At 56.6% G+C, this 15,807-nt stretch carries 12 protein-coding genes; 9 read left to right on the top strand and 3 right to left on the bottom strand.

Annotated elements, in window-relative coordinates; genetic code table 11:
* Positions 1–54: 54 nt before the first annotated feature.
* Positions 55–1,938, top strand: coding sequence for a GreA/GreB family elongation factor (locus H5P30_RS04075; RefSeq protein WP_185691684.1), 1,884 nt, complete (start codon positions 55–57; stop codon positions 1,936–1,938).
* A gap of 36 nt (positions 1,939–1,974) precedes the next feature.
* Positions 1,975–2,913, top strand: a complete 939-nt coding sequence (locus H5P30_RS04070; RefSeq protein ID WP_185691683.1) for an ArsR/SmtB family transcription factor — start codon at positions 1,975–1,977, stop codon at positions 2,911–2,913.
* Between the two features lie 283 nt (positions 2,914–3,196).
* Here H5P30_RS04070 and proS read toward each other — a convergent pair whose 3' ends face one another.
* Positions 3,197–4,699, bottom strand: coding sequence for a proline--tRNA ligase (gene proS, locus H5P30_RS04065; protein ID WP_185691682.1), 1,503 nt, complete (start codon positions 4,697–4,699; stop codon positions 3,197–3,199).
* 78 nt (positions 4,700–4,777) lie between these two features.
* Positions 4,778–5,287, bottom strand: coding sequence for a hypothetical protein (locus tag H5P30_RS04060; RefSeq protein ID WP_185691681.1), 510 nt, complete (start codon positions 5,285–5,287; stop codon positions 4,778–4,780).
* 119 nt (positions 5,288–5,406) lie between these two features.
* On the opposite strand from H5P30_RS04060, the gene H5P30_RS04055 reads away from it, so the two are divergent.
* Positions 5,407–7,323: a RecQ family ATP-dependent DNA helicase gene (locus H5P30_RS04055; protein WP_185691680.1), complete on the top strand. Its 1,917-nt coding sequence runs from the start codon at positions 5,407–5,409 to the stop codon at positions 7,321–7,323.
* Positions 7,324–7,369: 46 nt separating this feature from the next.
* Here the strand turns inward: H5P30_RS04055 and H5P30_RS04050 are convergent, their stop codons facing one another.
* The gene (locus H5P30_RS04050) at positions 7,370–7,915 is read right to left on the bottom strand and encodes a hypothetical protein (protein WP_185691679.1); all 546 of its coding nucleotides are present in this window, start codon (positions 7,913–7,915) and stop codon (positions 7,370–7,372) included.
* Between the two features lie 216 nt (positions 7,916–8,131).
* Here H5P30_RS04050 and pyrG point away from each other — a divergent pair, with 216 nt between their 5' ends.
* From pyrG to speA, 6 genes are all read left to right on the top strand, one after another.
* On the top strand, positions 8,132–9,763 hold the full coding sequence (gene pyrG, locus H5P30_RS04045; protein WP_185691678.1) for a CTP synthase: 1,632 nt from the start codon (positions 8,132–8,134) through the stop codon (positions 9,761–9,763).
* 3 nt (positions 9,764–9,766) lie between these two features.
* Positions 9,767–10,378, top strand: coding sequence for an adenylyl-sulfate kinase (cysC, locus tag H5P30_RS04040; protein ID WP_185691677.1), 612 nt, complete (start codon positions 9,767–9,769; stop codon positions 10,376–10,378).
* 187 nt (positions 10,379–10,565) lie between these two features.
* Positions 10,566–11,474, top strand: a complete 909-nt coding sequence (cysD, locus tag H5P30_RS04035) for a sulfate adenylyltransferase subunit CysD (protein WP_185691676.1) — start codon at positions 10,566–10,568, stop codon at positions 11,472–11,474.
* Positions 11,474–12,745: a sulfate adenylyltransferase subunit 1 gene (locus H5P30_RS04030; protein WP_185691675.1), complete on the top strand. Its 1,272-nt coding sequence runs from the start codon at positions 11,474–11,476 to the stop codon at positions 12,743–12,745. Before cysD ends, H5P30_RS04030 begins: the two co-directional genes overlap by 1 nt.
* 30 nt (positions 12,746–12,775) lie before the next feature.
* Positions 12,776–13,735, top strand: coding sequence for an AEC family transporter (locus tag H5P30_RS04025; protein ID WP_185691674.1), 960 nt, complete (start codon positions 12,776–12,778; stop codon positions 13,733–13,735).
* A gap of 92 nt (positions 13,736–13,827) precedes the next feature.
* The gene (gene speA, locus H5P30_RS04020; protein WP_185691673.1) at positions 13,828–15,756 is read left to right on the top strand and encodes a biosynthetic arginine decarboxylase; all 1,929 of its coding nucleotides are present in this window, start codon (positions 13,828–13,830) and stop codon (positions 15,754–15,756) included.
* Positions 15,757–15,807: the final 51 nt, after the last annotated feature.

The following is a 15,807-nucleotide window of genomic DNA, read 5'->3' as shown; positions in this document are numbered from 1 at the left end:
CCCCACTATTGTACGTTTTACTTCATTCCAAAGAGCAGCTTGCCACAAACATTTATGGATTCAGAAACAATCGATCAGTTGATTGCCGCAGACGCGAAGCTGGAGGCGTCCCGCGAAAAGTTGGAGGCGATGCAGCCCGGCAGTTATTGCATTCACCGAAGCTGGGGTTTCGGAAAGATTCAGAGCTACGACTCCGACGCGAACAAGCTCATTATTGATTTCGAAGAAGGAAAAGAGGGCCATGCAATGGATCCCGCCTTCTGCATCGACAAATTGGAGATCCTCGGGCACGACGACATCCTCGTCCGCATGCGGACCGAGCCTGACGTCGTCAAAGAGATGATCGACAAGGATCGCGTGGGAATTGTCACCGCGATTTTGGCGGCCAAGGCTGATAAACAGGCCACCGCGATCGAGATTGAGCGCCAACTCGGCTTCCTCATCCCTCAGGACCGCAAACGCAAGAAATGGTGGACGGACACCAAGAAAGATCTCGTCCGCGAGCCGCGCGTCGCCGTTCCCTCCAAGAAGACCGATCCTTTTGTCCTGCGCGAAGAAGAAATTACCCCGGAAGAAGAAATTCTCGAGGAGTTCTTCGCGACCAAGAAGGCCAAACAAAAGATCATCCTCGCTGAAAAACTCTATGCCCTTTCGAAGGACAAGGACGAGTTGAAGGAGCACCTCGAGAGCGTTCTTGAGACCCTGACCAAGGCCATTGAAAGCACCAAGCTGTTGACACAGGCTGACCGTCTGCACGGCGTTTGGGTTCGCAATGACCTGGCCCGCGATGATTCGACTGATATCGACGTCGAGACTCTTGAGCCGACCTCTTTCTCAATTATCGAAGAGGCCGCTGAGAATCTGGAGAAGCTCGCCGACGAACTGCCAGCCGCTTACTATCACCGTTTCCTTGACCTCCTGACCCGGACCTATCCTGACAAGTGGGAAGACATCATCGTCCGCCTCCTGCGTCACAGTGAAGGGAAGTTCACCAGCGAGTGCATCGCCTTCCTCTATGAGAAGAAGAAGGAAGCCCGCGTGAAGGAGTGCTTCGAACGTTGGCTCAATGAGCAAACGATGCGCGGCCCGATCCTCCAGTGGATCATCAAGAACCGCAATTCGGTCAAATATGCGGACCTGATTGACAGCCTCCTCAGCCCGCGTCTTCTCAACGCCGTTTTCTACGCGATCGACCTCGAGTCTTTGCAAAACGCCTCCACCCGCCGGATTCCGCTCGCCGATGCGCTTAGCGATGACACCGAGCTCATCCCGCTCCTCCTCGATCGAGGAACTGCGGAAACCGCCCGCGACTTGGCGCAGACCCTTCTTCTCAATCAAGGTTTTGACGACCTGACGAAGAAGTCTCTGCTCGTTCGCTTCATCCGCAAGTATCCGAGCATTCAGAGCCTCCTCGAGCGCGAAGCAGCTGCAGATCAGGAACCGGCCGCCGATTCGGCCCTTACGGTTTCGCAGAAGAGCTTCGATCTGGCCAAGAAGGAATACGAAGAGCTCGTCAGCAAGAAGATCCCCGAAAACAAGCAGGCGATCGAAACGGCCAAGGAGCACGGCGACTTGCGCGAAAACGCCGAGTACAAGATGGCCCGTCAGGACCAAGACACCCTCTTGGCCCGCAAAGGCGATCTCGAGAAGGATCTGGCCCGTGCCCGCGTCACCGACTTCAGCGATGTCTCCACCGATGTGGTCGGGATTGGTTCAGTCGTCGAGCTGCATGAAGGTTCTTCGGGTGAAGTCCGCAAGTATGCCATCCTTGGCGCTTGGGACAGTGATCCGGACAGCGACATCCTTTCCTACCTCACTCCGCTCGGTCAGCGTCTCCTCTCCCGCAAGGTGGGCGATACGGTCGAAACCGAAGTGGACGGAGCCAAGGAAGCCTGGAAGGTCGAGTCCATCTCGCGTTGGGTCGACCAGCCCTGGTAATCCCAGGGAGGTCTATTTTCGAGTAGGAGGGAAGCCATGGCGGAAGGTTGGGAAACTCTTCGCCTGCTTTCCGAGCCTACTCGGGCTCGTATTCTCTCTCTGGTTCGTCGGGAGGAACTCACTGTAGCGGAGCTGCAGGAGATCCTCGGGATGGGTCAGTCGAGAATTTCTTCTCACCTCGGTCTACTGCGCCAAGGCAACTTGGTTTCGGATCGTCGGGAGGGGAAGCATTCCTTCTACGGGCTGAACCCGTCTCTCGGCGGATCGGTGAGAAATCTCGTCGATTCCGCTTTGGCGGTGGCCGAAGAAGACGATCTTTTCGCGGAGGATGCCCGCAACCTCGAGCGGATTCTCGCACGGCGGAAACAGGTCGCGGAAAAGTACTTCAATCTCGTCGCTGGCCGACTGGGCCGAAGCTACTGCCCGGGGAGATCGTGGCAGGCGTTGGGGCACTTTCTCCTCCTGCTTTCGCCCCGGATTCGCGTCGCCGACCTTGGGGCCGGAGAGGGGATGATCTCGCAACTTCTGGCGCGTAACGCCGAGAAGGTCTTCTGCATCGACAGCTCTCCGCGGATGGTGGAGGTCGGTAAGGAATTGGCCGAGAAGAACGGACTGAAGAATCTCCAGTATAAACTCGGTGATATCGAGGACGTGCCGATGAAGGACGGCTCGGTCGATCTGGCTATTCTTAGCCAAGCCCTTCACCACGCCGAGAAGCCGAAACAAGCCATTTCGGAAGCATTCCGCATCCTCAAGCCGGGCGGGCGTCTGGCCGTTTTGGACCTTGACGAACACAATTTTGAAAAGGCCCGCGAGTTGTATGCTGACAAGTGGCTCGGTTTCTCTGAGAACGAACTGTATCAGTTCCTCCGGGACGCCGGATTTCGTTCGGTTGAAGTGACCCCCGTTTCACGCGAAGAGCAGGAGCCTGGCTTCGTTACTCTTCTGGCGACGGGTTTGAAGCCGTCTGCGTAAGGATTCCCGTTATCGGATTCTACCCCGGTTGGGCAAATGCGGTGCGATTTCGTTTATTCGCAGGAACTCACGCCAAGATCAGCAATCACGAGCACCATTTTCCCGTGGAGCGCGGACTTGAGTCCGCCCCGTAGGATCGGCCGTTTGGCAATTCATCGAAGCTGCGCCGGAAGAGAATTCCGGCATCAGGGCGTCTCAAGCGAAAGCAGCCTTATGATGCTGGGCTGAAGGTGGAAGAGATGGGGATGCCCTTTAAGAGGGAATCGGTTCCCTTTCGCGCGACTCAATAAGACCGAGCAAAGACGGCCATTGGTGCGTTCTCTGTTCCGGTGAAGGGGCAGGTGCCTGTTTTCTTCTCGTCCATCGGAATACAACGAATGGTGACCTTCGTTTCGGTTGAAATTTCCTTTTCGAGCTCGGCGCTTCCGGCCCAAGGGCAGATGACGAATCCAGATTCCTTTTCGTTGGCGAACCAAGAATAGAATTCCTCTTTGGTTTCGATACGCTTGGTGTTCTCCTTTTGGAATTTGAGGGCGCGCTGGTAAAGGGCTTCGTGGATATCTCCCAAAATCCCTTCAATCGACTGGAGCAAATCTTTGCGGGAGACGGTCTGGCGGTCCTTGGCAGCTTTGTCGCGGCGGCCGAGGAATACGGCGTCGTTTTCGACATCGCGGGGGCCCACTTCGAGGCGAACCGGGACGCCCTTTTTGACCCATCCCCAGACTTTTTCGCCACCGCGCATGTCGCGCTCGTCGAGCTCGACCCGCAAGGGTTGATCGCCGTAGTTGCAGCCGAGAAGCTCGCCCTGCAGCTTGCGACAATAGTCGGTCACCGCGTCGCGGTGCTCTTCCTTGGGGATGACGGGAATGATGACGACGTGTCGCGGTGCCAGCTTGGGCGGCAGCACGAGGCCGTCGTCGTCGCTGTGGACCATGATCATCGCCCCAACGAGGCGGGTCGAAACGCCCCAAGACGTGGTCCAGGCGTATTCTTCCTGACCCTCCGAACTGAGGAATTTGATCTCGCTGGATTTTGCAAAATTCTGCCCGAGGAAATGGGAGGTGCCGGCCTGGAGTGCCTTGCGGTCCTGCATCATGGCCTCAATGCTGTACGTCGAGACGGCCCCTGGGAAACGTTCGGCGGCGGTCTTCTCTCCCTTAATCACGGGGACGGCCAGATAGTCGCGGGCGAAGGTCTCGTAGACGTCGAGCATCTTGAGAGTTTCTTCGACGGCTTCTTCCTGGGTTGCGTGAACCGTGTGGCCTTCTTGCCAGAGGAACTCTGCCGTGCGCAGGAAGAGGCGGGTCCGCATTTCCCAACGGACAACGTTGGCCCATTGGTTGATGAGGATGGGCAGGTCTCGATAGGACTGGACCCATTTCGAATACATTTCCCCGATAATGGTTTCGGAGGTGGGCCGGACAATCAGAGGTTCTTCGAGTTCGCCGGTGGGCTGGAGAACGCCGTTTTCATCGGCTTCAAGACGAGAGTGGGTGACGACCGCACACTCTTTGGCAAATCCGTCGACGTGCTCGGCCTCTTTCTGGAGAAAACTGCGCGGGATGAAGAGAGGAAAGTAGGCGTTCTCGTGGCCCGTCTCTTTAAACATCCGGTCGAGAACCTTCTGGATATTTTCCCAGAGACCGTATCCCCACGGCTTGATGACCATGCAGCCACGCACCGGGCTGTTTTCGGCTAGATCAGCAGCTTTGATGACTTGCTGATACCATTCGGGATAATTCTCAGCCCGGGTGGGCTCAATCGCGGTTCTCTGTTTTTTCGCCATGGAAGATTCACGTCTACGGGCTCACTGGCCGTCTGACGAGGGGATTTTTGCGGTTTGTGGTGGATGCGATGAGGCGGGTCAGTATTGGAGAATCGAATCCGATTCTTGCTGACGCTCGTTCTGCTTGTTCTCGAGGCTTTCGAGGCCTGAGTCTACGTTCTTCACAAGAGACCCGCCGATGAAGATCGCTCCGGCCACGCAGGCATAGGTCATGATCATCGAGATGAAGACTTTGCCTTCAGTAATTCCGAGTATAAACCGGGAGAAGATCATGGTGGCGAGAAAGCCAGCCAGAATCGCCCCGGCGAGGGGGAGATAGTCCCGCACCGGACCGGCGTTGAGCTCGGGAACGGCGTAAAGAGTGACGGCGATCCAGCCCGCGATGGCGGCGGCACCGGGGAGGAGATTTGCGATAAAGGAGATGATCATGCCCCGTTTCGCGGAGAAAATGAAATTGGAGATGAGCCAGCCAAAAATTAGAAGGACGCCGAGAGCAATGCCTGCCGAGACCCAGAACGGTTTCGTTCCGTAGGGGGCGTTGAAGATCATCTCGAGGAAAGAATTCAGCTCAGTTTTCCATTCATTCATAGTGGAGGCGATGTTCTCACGCTCCGTATGGGGAAGACGAGCCCATTTTATTGTCCGTGGGGTCGCGGTTCGGGAGTCGACGCTTGCGGTGTGGACGTGAACTTTCAGAGGGTAAGAGGATGTCCGATGCGAACGATTCCCTGTCTTTACTCCGTGAACGCTTTGGATTTGAGGAATTTCGACCGGGCCAGCAGGAGGTGATCGATCGTTTGCTTGCGGGGAAGGGGGCGGCCGCCATCTTTCCCACGGGCTCGGGCAAGAGTCTCTGTTATCAACTCCCTTCGCTCTTACTGCCGGGGCTGACTCTGGTCATCTCCCCGCTCTTGGCCTTGATGAAGGATCAGATCGACAGTCTCCGCGCCAAAGGGGTGCGGGCCGAGCGTCTCGATTCGAGTTTGGACGAGGAGGACTACCGTCGTGTGACCGCGGAGATCCGGGCGGGGGAGGTCGGGCTTCTTTTCGTCGCTCCGGAGCGTTTGGGGAACGAGAGGTTTCTCAGTTTGATTCGGGGGCAGCGGATCAGCCTCCTCGCGGTGGATGAGGCTCATTGCATTTCGGCGTGGGGGCACAATTTTCGTCCCGATTACTTGAAGCTGGCCGATGCCGCCAAGTCTTTGGAGGTGGAGAGAGTGCTCGCTCTCACCGCGACGGCCACGCCCAAGGTGTCGGCGGATATGGCGGCGGCCTTTGGGATCGCTCCCGAGGACATCATCAATACGGGGTTTTACCGGGCCAATCTCGAGTTGCGGGTCACGGCCTGCGCGGATGAAGTTCGGCCGGATCTGCTTCTCCAGCGTCTGCGGGACCGACCAGCGGGAGCGACCATTGTCTACGTGAGTCTCCAGCGGCATGCAGAGGAGGTTGCTGCCTCATTGAAGGAGGCGGGCTTCAACGCGGAGCCCTACCATGCCGGGATGGCGGCGGAAAAACGTAGCTCGACCCAGGAGGCCTTTATGCGGGGCGATGTGCAGATCATTTGTGCCACGATTGCCTTCGGGATGGGGATCGATAAGGCCGACATTCGATATATTTACCATTACCATCTGGCGAAAGGATTTGAGAGCTACATGCAGGAGATCGGGCGAGCGGGGCGCGACGGGAAGCCGTCGGTCTGTGAGCTTTTTGCCTGTGGCGATGACGTCACCACCTTGGAGAATTTTGTCTATGGGGACACCCCTGATCCGGTGAATCTGGAGAATCTGCTCGGCGAGTTGCTCATGCAGGGACCCAGCATCGATCTGGCCGTCACGGATCTTGCCCGGCGGTTCGATATGCGCCCGCTCGTCATCAGCACCTTGCTGACTCGTCTGGAATTGGCCGGAGTGATCCGTTCGGAGGGACATTATTACGGGAGTGTCCGATTTGCCCCGAAGGTGGACAGTCAGGCCATGCTCGGCGAGTATTCCGAGGGCCAAGCGAGTTTTCTGCGGAAGCTCTTTGCCTGCTGCGCTAAAGCAAAGAAATGGGTGACCCTCGATATGGATCGGGCGGTTGAAGCGACGGGTCAGGACCGAGCGGTGGTGTTGCGGGCTTTGGAAAGTTTGCAGACGAAGGGATTGGCGGATCTGCAGTTGGCAGGTTACCGGCAGCGTTTCCAGCTGCTGGCGGAGGAGCCGGACCCGGCTCTTCTTGCGGAGGAGCTGGCCGCAAGTTTCGAAACGCACGAACGGATGGAGATCGAACGAATCGGCCTCATGCTGGAGTATGCTGAGGAGCCCGGATGTCTCACCGCAATGTTATTGGAGTACTTCGGGGAGAGTATCGCCGACTGTGGGCATTGTGGAAATTGTCTGGGAGATACCCCGGAACCGATCCCACCACGGCGGAGTCCGGGAATCGAAAGTTTGGCCCTCGATGGTTTTGAAGACTTGGTTGCGGCTCATCCGGAGGCGTTGGGGCGTCCGCGGCAGCAAGCTCGTTTTTTGTGCGGACTCAGCTCCCCGGCGGTTTCCGCGGTTCGGGGACTGCGGGGGAATGCATGGTTCGGGAAATGTGCCGAGGTGCCGTTTGCCGAAGTGTTGGCCGCTCGCAGTTGAGGGCGGGGTCTTTTCCCGGCAAGGAATCGGAGGGGAGTCAGAGAGTCTAGTTTCTCTTTAGCGACGAGGATTTCGTCACATTCTGTTGCAGGATGTTCTGAGTGTCGGTTTCGCGTTGGGCCTTCTCGTGTTCCAACGTGTGGAGGCTGGAATCCATCTCGCGAACCAGCGATCCGCCGAGGAAGATCATGCCGAGAACGCAGGCGTAGGTCAGGAAGTTGGTGACGATGGAGCTCGAGCCGGAAATGCCGAGGATTTTCCGGGAGGTGAGCAAACTGGCTACCATTCCGATCAGAATCGCGCCGACGATCGGCACGAGCGTTTGCAATCCTTCTCCTTCGAGTCGAGGACCGACGTGGCGGTGAAGGGCGATCCAACCAAAGATCGCGGCGAAGCCGGGAATGGCTTGGGAGAAAAAGGAGGCAAAAATGCCCTTGCGATGGGAGCAGATGAGGTTGGTGATCATCCACGCGAAGAAAACGAGGCTGCCGAGAGCGATGACGCCAATGATCATAAAAGGCGTCGAGCCCTGGGGCTCCCCGAAAATTCTCTCAAGAAAGATGGAGAAATCATGGGACCAAGTAGCTTGCATTGCCGCATTTATAGATGGAAGAAGGCCTGTTTGGCCAACTATTGGTGGGGCTTGGACGCATTTTTACATTTAACTTTCGAAGTATCGAGAGTGGGCGGAATCGGCAGGTTCTGGGGGGCTGGGAGAAATTGAGGCTGGGGAGGGGGCGAGAAAAAATTGGATTCACCGACCGCTAGGGGTTGCGTTCCCCTGTGCGATTCGGCAAAAGCGTGTTCCATGGCAAAATCAGGCGCGCCCGCTGGGAAATTTATTTTTGTAACTGGAGGAGTGGTATCCTCTCTAGGGAAGGGGCTGACGTCGGCTGCTTTAGGGGCGTTGCTTGAGCAACGCGGCTTTTCCGTGAGAATCCAGAAGTTCGATCCATACCTGAATGTCGACCCGGGCACGATGAGCCCGTTTCAGCACGGTGAGGTCTATGTCTTGGACGATGGAGCCGAGACGGATCTGGATCTCGGGCACTACGAGCGTTTCACCTCCGGCAATCTTTCCCGTTTCAATAACCTGACCTCCGGTCAGATCTACGAATCAGTGATTCAGAAGGAGCGTCGTGGAGATTACCTCGGGAAGACCGTGCAGGTGATCCCTCACGTGACCAACGAGATTAAAGAACGCATCTACGCGGCCGGCGAGGATGTGGATATCCTCATCACCGAGATTGGTGGAACGATTGGGGATATCGAGGGGCTACCTTTCCTGGAAGCGATGCGCCAGTTCTCGCTGGAGATTGGCCACGAGAACCGTCTCTTCATTCATGTGACCCTCCTGCCTTACCTGAAGGCGGCTGGCGAGTTAAAGAGCAAGCCGAGCCAAATGAGTGTGGCGAAGTTGCGCGAGATTGGGATTCAACCCGATATTCTTATCTGCCGGACCGAGGAAGCCATTCCGGGTGAACTTCGTCAGAAGCTCAGTCTTTTCTGCAACGTTCCGCAATCGGCCGTCGTCGAGGAGCAGGACGTGGAGTCCTCGATCTACGAGCTTCCCCTGATGTTGCAGCGCGAAAATTTGGATACCCTGGTCGTCAAAGGACTGCACCTTCCGGATGAACGTCCGGGAATGGCGGTCTGGCAGGATGTGGTTCGCCGCTTGAAGTATCCGCAAACCCAGGTTCGCATCGGGGTGGTTGGGAAATATATCGAGCTGCAGGACGCTTATAAGTCTGTTTACGAGTCGCTCACCCACGGCGGGATCGCCAATGACTGCGGTATCGAAGTGGTCCGGGTCGATTCCGAGACGCTCGAGGGTGAGTTCCCCGAAGAATTTAAGAATTTGGATGGGATTTTGGTTCCGGGTGGATTTGGTGATCGCGGCATCGAAGGAAAGATCGAAGCCGTGCGTCTCGCCCGCGAGAACGGCATACCCTACCTAGGCCTTTGCCTCGGAATGCAGGTCGCCGTCATCGAGTATGCTCGCAACGTTCTCGGACTCGAGGGTGCGAACAGCACGGAGTTTGACGCCAAGGCCGAGCACCCGGTTATCGACCTCATGGAAGAGCAGCGGGGGATGACGGTAAAAGGCGCCTCCATGCGCCTCGGAGCCTATGACTGCGAACTCGTCGAGGGGTCGAATGCCGCCAAAGCTTACGGAGCCCCGATGGTACGGGAACGCCACCGCCACCGTTTCGAGTACAACAACGCCTACCGGGATCAACTCACCGAGGCTGGTCTCGCCGTCGCCGGGCGCAATCCCGAGCGGGACCTGGTCGAGATCGTCGAAGTGGAAGATCATCCTTGGTTTGTCGGGGTCCAGTTTCACCCGGAATTCCAGTCGAAGCCGAACTCGGCGCACCCGCTTTTCGCGGCTTTCGTGAAGGCCGCGATCGCGAGGAAATCCGCCAAGAACGAGAAGTAATCAATGTCTCAGGAGAATATTCATCCCGTCTTCGACCGTCTTTTGGGACGGGATGATAAGCAACGACTGCTCGGACAACGATCAGTAGTCGTCTGGCTCTACGGTCTCTCCGGTTCCGGTAAGAGCACCATTGCCAATCTAGTCGAACGCGCTCTGCACGAAGACGGGAGAATGACTCAGATTCTCGACGGGGATAATATCCGCAGTGGGCTGAATCAGAATTTGGGCTTCTCCGATGAGGATCGGTTGGAAAACATTCGCCGGATCTCCGAAGTCGCCAAGCTCCTGAAGGAAGCTGGTGTCGTGACCTTGGCTTCGTTTATCACCCCGAAGAAGGAGCTTCGGGAGATGGCTCGTTCGATTGTCGGGGCCGAAGATTTTATCGAAGTCTACGTCAAAGCCTCTTTCGAGGAGTGTGCCCGACGGGATGTCAAAGGGCTCTACGCCAAGGCTGCGCAAGGTGGCGTGAAGCAATTTACGGGGAAGGATTCCGGATTTGAAGAGCCTGAGGGCGGAAACGTCATCATTCTCGATACCGAATCGGAATCCGCCGAAGACTCCGCCAAGCGTTTGCTCACGATTCTTCGCGAGCGAGTCCAGCCAACTGTTTCATAGCTCCGTTTAGATCCAAGGGAAACGCGACGGATAGGGAGGGTTGCCTACTGGATCCGTAAAGGCCTTGTTTGGTCGATGAAAGCTGGGAATAGGGCTCTTATTCGGTAGGATTCCGCGTTCTCTCGGGGGAGCGGCGGCCTTTTTTCCTTTTCCCCCACCCATAGTTCTGGTTTTCTCCGCCTTTTTCATGAGTGTCTCTTATAAGATCCGTCATTTGGAGCAGCTTGAATCGGAGGCGATTTTCGTCCTCCGTGAGACTGCTGCCCAGTTCGAGCGGCCGGTAATCCTCTTTTCAGGGGGGAAAGACTCCATCGTGGTCGCACGGCTCGCGCAGAAAGCGTTCTGGCCCGCGCGTCCACCGATGCCGTTCATGCACGTTGATACCGGCCATAATTTCCCGGAAACCATCGAGTTTCGCGACCAGTTCATCAAGGATATCGGCGGACAGCTCATCGTCGCTTCCGTGCAGGATTCGATCGACCAGGGTCGTGCCGTAGAAGAGAAGGGTCCGAATGCTAGCCGCAACGCGCTGCAGACCGTCACTCTCCTGGATGCGATTGAGGAAAATCGGTTCGATGCCGCCGTTGGGGGTGCCCGTCGCGACGAGGAAAAGGCCCGCGCGAAGGAACGTTTCTTCTCCCACCGGGACGAATTTGGCCAGTGGGATCCGAAGAACCAGCGCCCCGAGCTCTGGAATCTTTTCAACGCCCGCAAGTCGCAAGGGGAGCATTTCCGTGTCTTCCCGTTGTCGAATTGGACCGAGATGGATGTGTGGCAATACATCCTCCGCGAAGAGATTCCGATCCCATCGATCTACTTCTCTCACGAGCGTGAGGTGATCGAGCGGGAAGGTGTTCTTCTCGCCAACAACGAGTTTCTCACTCTCCGAGATGACGAGAAGCCCGAGAAGCGCATCGTCCGTTTCCGGACCGTGGGCGACGCCACCTGCACCGGTGCGGTGGAGTCGACTGCTGACACTTTGGAAAAGATTATCGAGGAAGTTGCCTCGGCTCGTCAGACTGAGCGCGGTGGCCGCGCCGACGACAAGCGTTCCGAATCGGCGATGGAAGATCGTAAAAAGGAAGGGTATTTTTGATGTCTACTGACGACGGATACATGGATATGGACCTCCTGCGGTTTACGACTGCAGGGAGTGTCGACGATGGTAAGAGCACGCTCATTGGGCGGCTCATGTACGATACCAAGACGATCTTTGAAGATCAGTTGGAGGCGATCGAACGCAGCAGCCACCAGCGGGGGGACGCCAATGTCAATTTGGCCCTTCTCACAGATGGATTGCGGGCCGAGCGGGAGCAGGGGATCACGATCGACGTGGCCTATCGCTACTTCGCGACTCCCAAGCGCAAGTTCATCATCGCGGACACCCCGGGGCACATTCAATACACCCGGAACATGGTGACGGGGGCCTCGACCGCAAATCTGGCGATCATCCTCATTGATGCCCGCAAGGGAGTGATCGAGCAAACTTGCCGCCACTCCTTCATCGCTTCGCTTCTTCGTATCGAGCACGTGGTCCTCTGCATCAACAAGATGGACCTCGTCGACTATTCGGAAGAACGCTACAACGAAATCGTGAAGCAGTTCTCCGACTTTGCGTCGCGGCTGGACATCAAGGAGATGACCTTCATCCCCATCAGTGCTTTGCATGGAGACAATGTGGTCCGTCGTTCCGAGAACATGCCTTGGTATGAAGGCTCACCGCTTCTCTACCATTTGGAGACGGTCTATATCGGTTCGGATGCGAATCACGTCGATGCCCGCTTCCCGGTTCAATGGGTGATCCGCCCGCATTCCGAGAAGTATCACGATTATCGGGGGTATGGTGGTCGCATCGCCGGCGGGGTTTTCAAGCCCGGCGACGAGGTTACGGTGTTGCCCTCCGGTTTCTCTTCGAAAATCCGCTCAATTGATCGATTCGAAGAGGAAGTCGATGAAGCCTTTTCGCCGATGTCCGTCGCGATCCGTCTCGAGAACGAGATCGACATCAGTCGGGGCGACATGATCGTGAAGCCGAATAACCAGCCGCAGGTGAGTCAGGACATTGACGCCATGATTTGCTGGTTCTCTTCGGATAACACTCTGCAGACCCGCGGGAAGTACATCATCCGCCACACGACGAAGACGGCGAAGGCGATGGTCAAGGGGATCAAGTACAAGGTAGACATCAACAATCTGCACAAGATTGAGTCGGATCTGAACATTGGGATGAACGACATCGCCCGTGTCCAGCTCCGCACTTCGGAGCCCTTGTTCTTCGATTCATACGGACGCAATCGCTTCACGGGAAGTTTCATCCTGATCGACGAGTTCACGAACAAGACCGTGGCTGCCGGAATGATCCGGTAATCGGTTTTTGTCTCAGATTCACGGCCGAGTATGACCGGCTCTTTTCTTGGAATACTGGGGGTGACCCTCCCCGTGTTCCTTCTGGTCGGCTTGGGGATCTTCCTCCGCAAGAGCAACCTCCTGCCCGCTGAGGCGGAGAGCCCTCTGATGCGGGTGATCGTCACCATCTTTTACCCGGCGTTGATTCTGGGTGCGGTGGGGCCGACGCCTGCCGTGGAAAATGTAGGAGTCGTCGGGGTGTCGATCGCGACGGGTTTTCTCACCGTTCTTCTCGGCTTTGGTGTCGCATGGATCTGCGCTCCGATGTTCCGGTTGAAACTGGGCAAGGGCCGCCGCGCATTCTCCTTCACCACCGGAATTTACAATTACGGCTACCTGCCGATTCCGTTGGTCTTTGCCTTTTACGGGCAAAATGACGGGACCTTGGCCATCCTCTTCGTGCACAACGTCGGCGTGGACCTTGCCTTTTGGACGGTCGGCGTCCTGATCCTTCAGGGAATTTTCAATCGCGAAGGTTTTCGGCGCGTCATCAATCCGCCTCTCATCGCCCTCGTTCTCGCTCTCGTCCTCAACTACTCGGGAATTTACGCCACCTTGCCGAACTGGGTAGAGCAGTTTCTCGAATATCTCGCCGAGATTGCCGTCCCGATGGGAATCATTCTCGCAGGCTGTGCGATCGGTGGACTCCTCACCCGCGATGCGTTTCGCTCCGGCTGGAATGTCGTGACCGGTGCTTGCTTGCTGCGATTGGGGTTACTCCCGGTTTTCTTTCTGGCTGCCGCCTATTTTCTCCCTCTTCCCGTCGAACTGAAACGGGTCGTTGCCATCCAAGCGGCGATGCCTGCCGGTTTGTTTCCCGTTGTCGTGACCGGGTTTTACGGAGGGCGTCAGGATGTGGCGGTCCGAGTGGTCGTTTCCACCTTGCTGGTGTCAGTGATCACCACACCGCTTTGGTTGCAGGTGGCGATGAACTTGGTTGGGAATCAATAGATTGCGTAGACGCAAGCTGAGGTTGGAAAGGGAATTGGTGTTAGCGCTTGCGAATCCGGTCGGATTGCACTGATCGTTGTCGAGTGAAAGAAATGAATTCCCCCGAGATGGATTCCCAGTCCTGGACCTCCGAAGACTCTGCCGCCCTTTATGGTGTTCGCGAATGGAGTGGTGGTTATTTTGACGTATCTGAGGAGGGGGATGTGGTCCTCTGTCCTAAAGGGGAGAATGATGGATCCCGCCTTTCTTTGCCGAGGGTGGTAGAGGGATTGCGGAAGCGGGGAATTTCGATGCCCGTTCTCCTGCGGTTTCCCGAATTGCTCGACCAGCAGATTCACGAACTGAATTCAGGATTTAACGAGGCGATCGAAGAATATTCCTACGGAGGAAGATACCGTGGAGTCTACCCGGTTAAGGTGAACCAGCAGGAGCAAGTGATCGACGAGGTCTGCACCTATGGCGCCCGATACGGCCACGGGCTTGAGGCGGGAAGCAAGGCTGAGCTCATTGCCGCTCTTGCCTACCTGAAGAACCCGGGAGATCTCCTCATTTGCAATGGCTACAAGGATGAGCGCTTTATCGAGTTGGGCCTTTACGCCCGCCGAATCGGGATTGACTGCGTTTTCGTCATCGAGACTCCGATCGAGGTCAATCTGATCATCGAGACGGCCAAGCGGTTGGGGATTCGCCCGAAGGTTGGTGTCCGGGTTCGCCTTTCCTCTTGTGGTAGTGGTCACTGGAAGGATTCCGGTGGGGATCGTAGTGTCTTCGGGCTCAACGCCGGTCAGTTGATGGACTGCATTGATCGCTTCCGGGAATCGGGGTATCTCGATTGTGTGCAGCTCCTGCACTATCACTTGGGATCTCAAGTTCCGGATATTCGGGATATCCGTACTTCCCTGACCGAAGCCTGCCGGGTTTACGTCGGGCTGATCGAGGAGGGGGCGCCGATGGGGACGCTCGATATTGGTGGGGGGCTGGCGATCGATTATGAGGGCTCCCAATCAAAGAGTGGAGGCAGTCGGAACTACACGATCCAAGAGTATTGCCGCGACGTTATCGAAACGGTGAAGCACCAGATGGATCTCTCCAAGGTGGATCATCCAACCATCGTGTCGGAGTCCGGCCGGGCGACCGTGGCCTATTATTCCGTCTTGTTGGTCGACGTCCTCGATGTGAATCGTTTTGAGCCGGATCTTGACGAGTCGGAGGTGCCGCAAGATGCGCACTACCTGCTTCGCAATTCTCTGGAGGTTGGCCGCGCCTTGAACGACGAGAATCTGCAGGAGTGTTACAACGATGCCTTCTACTACCGGGACGAGATTCGCCAGCTTTTCCAGGCGGGAGCGCTCGGGCTGCGCGATCGGAGTCTCGGAGAGAAAATTTTTTGGGACAATCTTTCGAAGATTTGGAAGCTTTGTTCGCAAATGGATGAGGACGAGGTGCCGGAGGAGCTTCTCGGGTTGGAGTCTTTCCTCGCCGATATTTACTACGGAAATTTCAGCCTCTTTCAGTCGCTGCCCGATGCCTGGGCGATTGACCAAGTGTTTCCGGTTGTGCCTATTGAGCGTCTCAACGAGGAGCCGAGCCGCCGGGCGATCCTTTCGGACATTACCTGTGATTGTGATGGGAAAGTGGACCGTTTTGTCGAATCGGGCCGCATCCGCCGCACTCTGGCGGTTCACGAACCGCGGGATCAGGAGAAGTATCTGCTCGGGGTCTTCCTCGTTGGAGCGTACCAAGAGACTTTGGGCGATCTGCACAATCTTCTCGGCGATACTCATGTAGTGAGCGTGAGAATGGGGAAGGGCGGCGATTTTGAAGTGGACCGCGAAATTGAAGGCGACTCCATTGCCGACGTTCTTTCTTACGTCGAATACGACCCGAAGCAGGTTTCTTCGCGTTTTCGTGCGTCGGTTGAGCGGGCGGTGCGCTCGGGAGATATCGATGTCGATGAGCGGCGTTCGATCGTGAAGACTTTCGAGGATACGCTGCGCGGTTACACTTACTTCGAAGAGTAGGCGGAGGAGGTTTCGCCCCATCCGCTTTCCTAGGTGGTCCATTTTTCTGCG

Origin of the sequence: Puniceicoccus vermicola (assembly GCF_014230055.1) — a bacterium.
Taxonomy (GTDB): Bacteria; Verrucomicrobiota; Verrucomicrobiia; order Opitutales; family Puniceicoccaceae; genus Puniceicoccus; species Puniceicoccus vermicola.
This window is presented reverse-complemented; position numbering and strand designations above follow the sequence as displayed.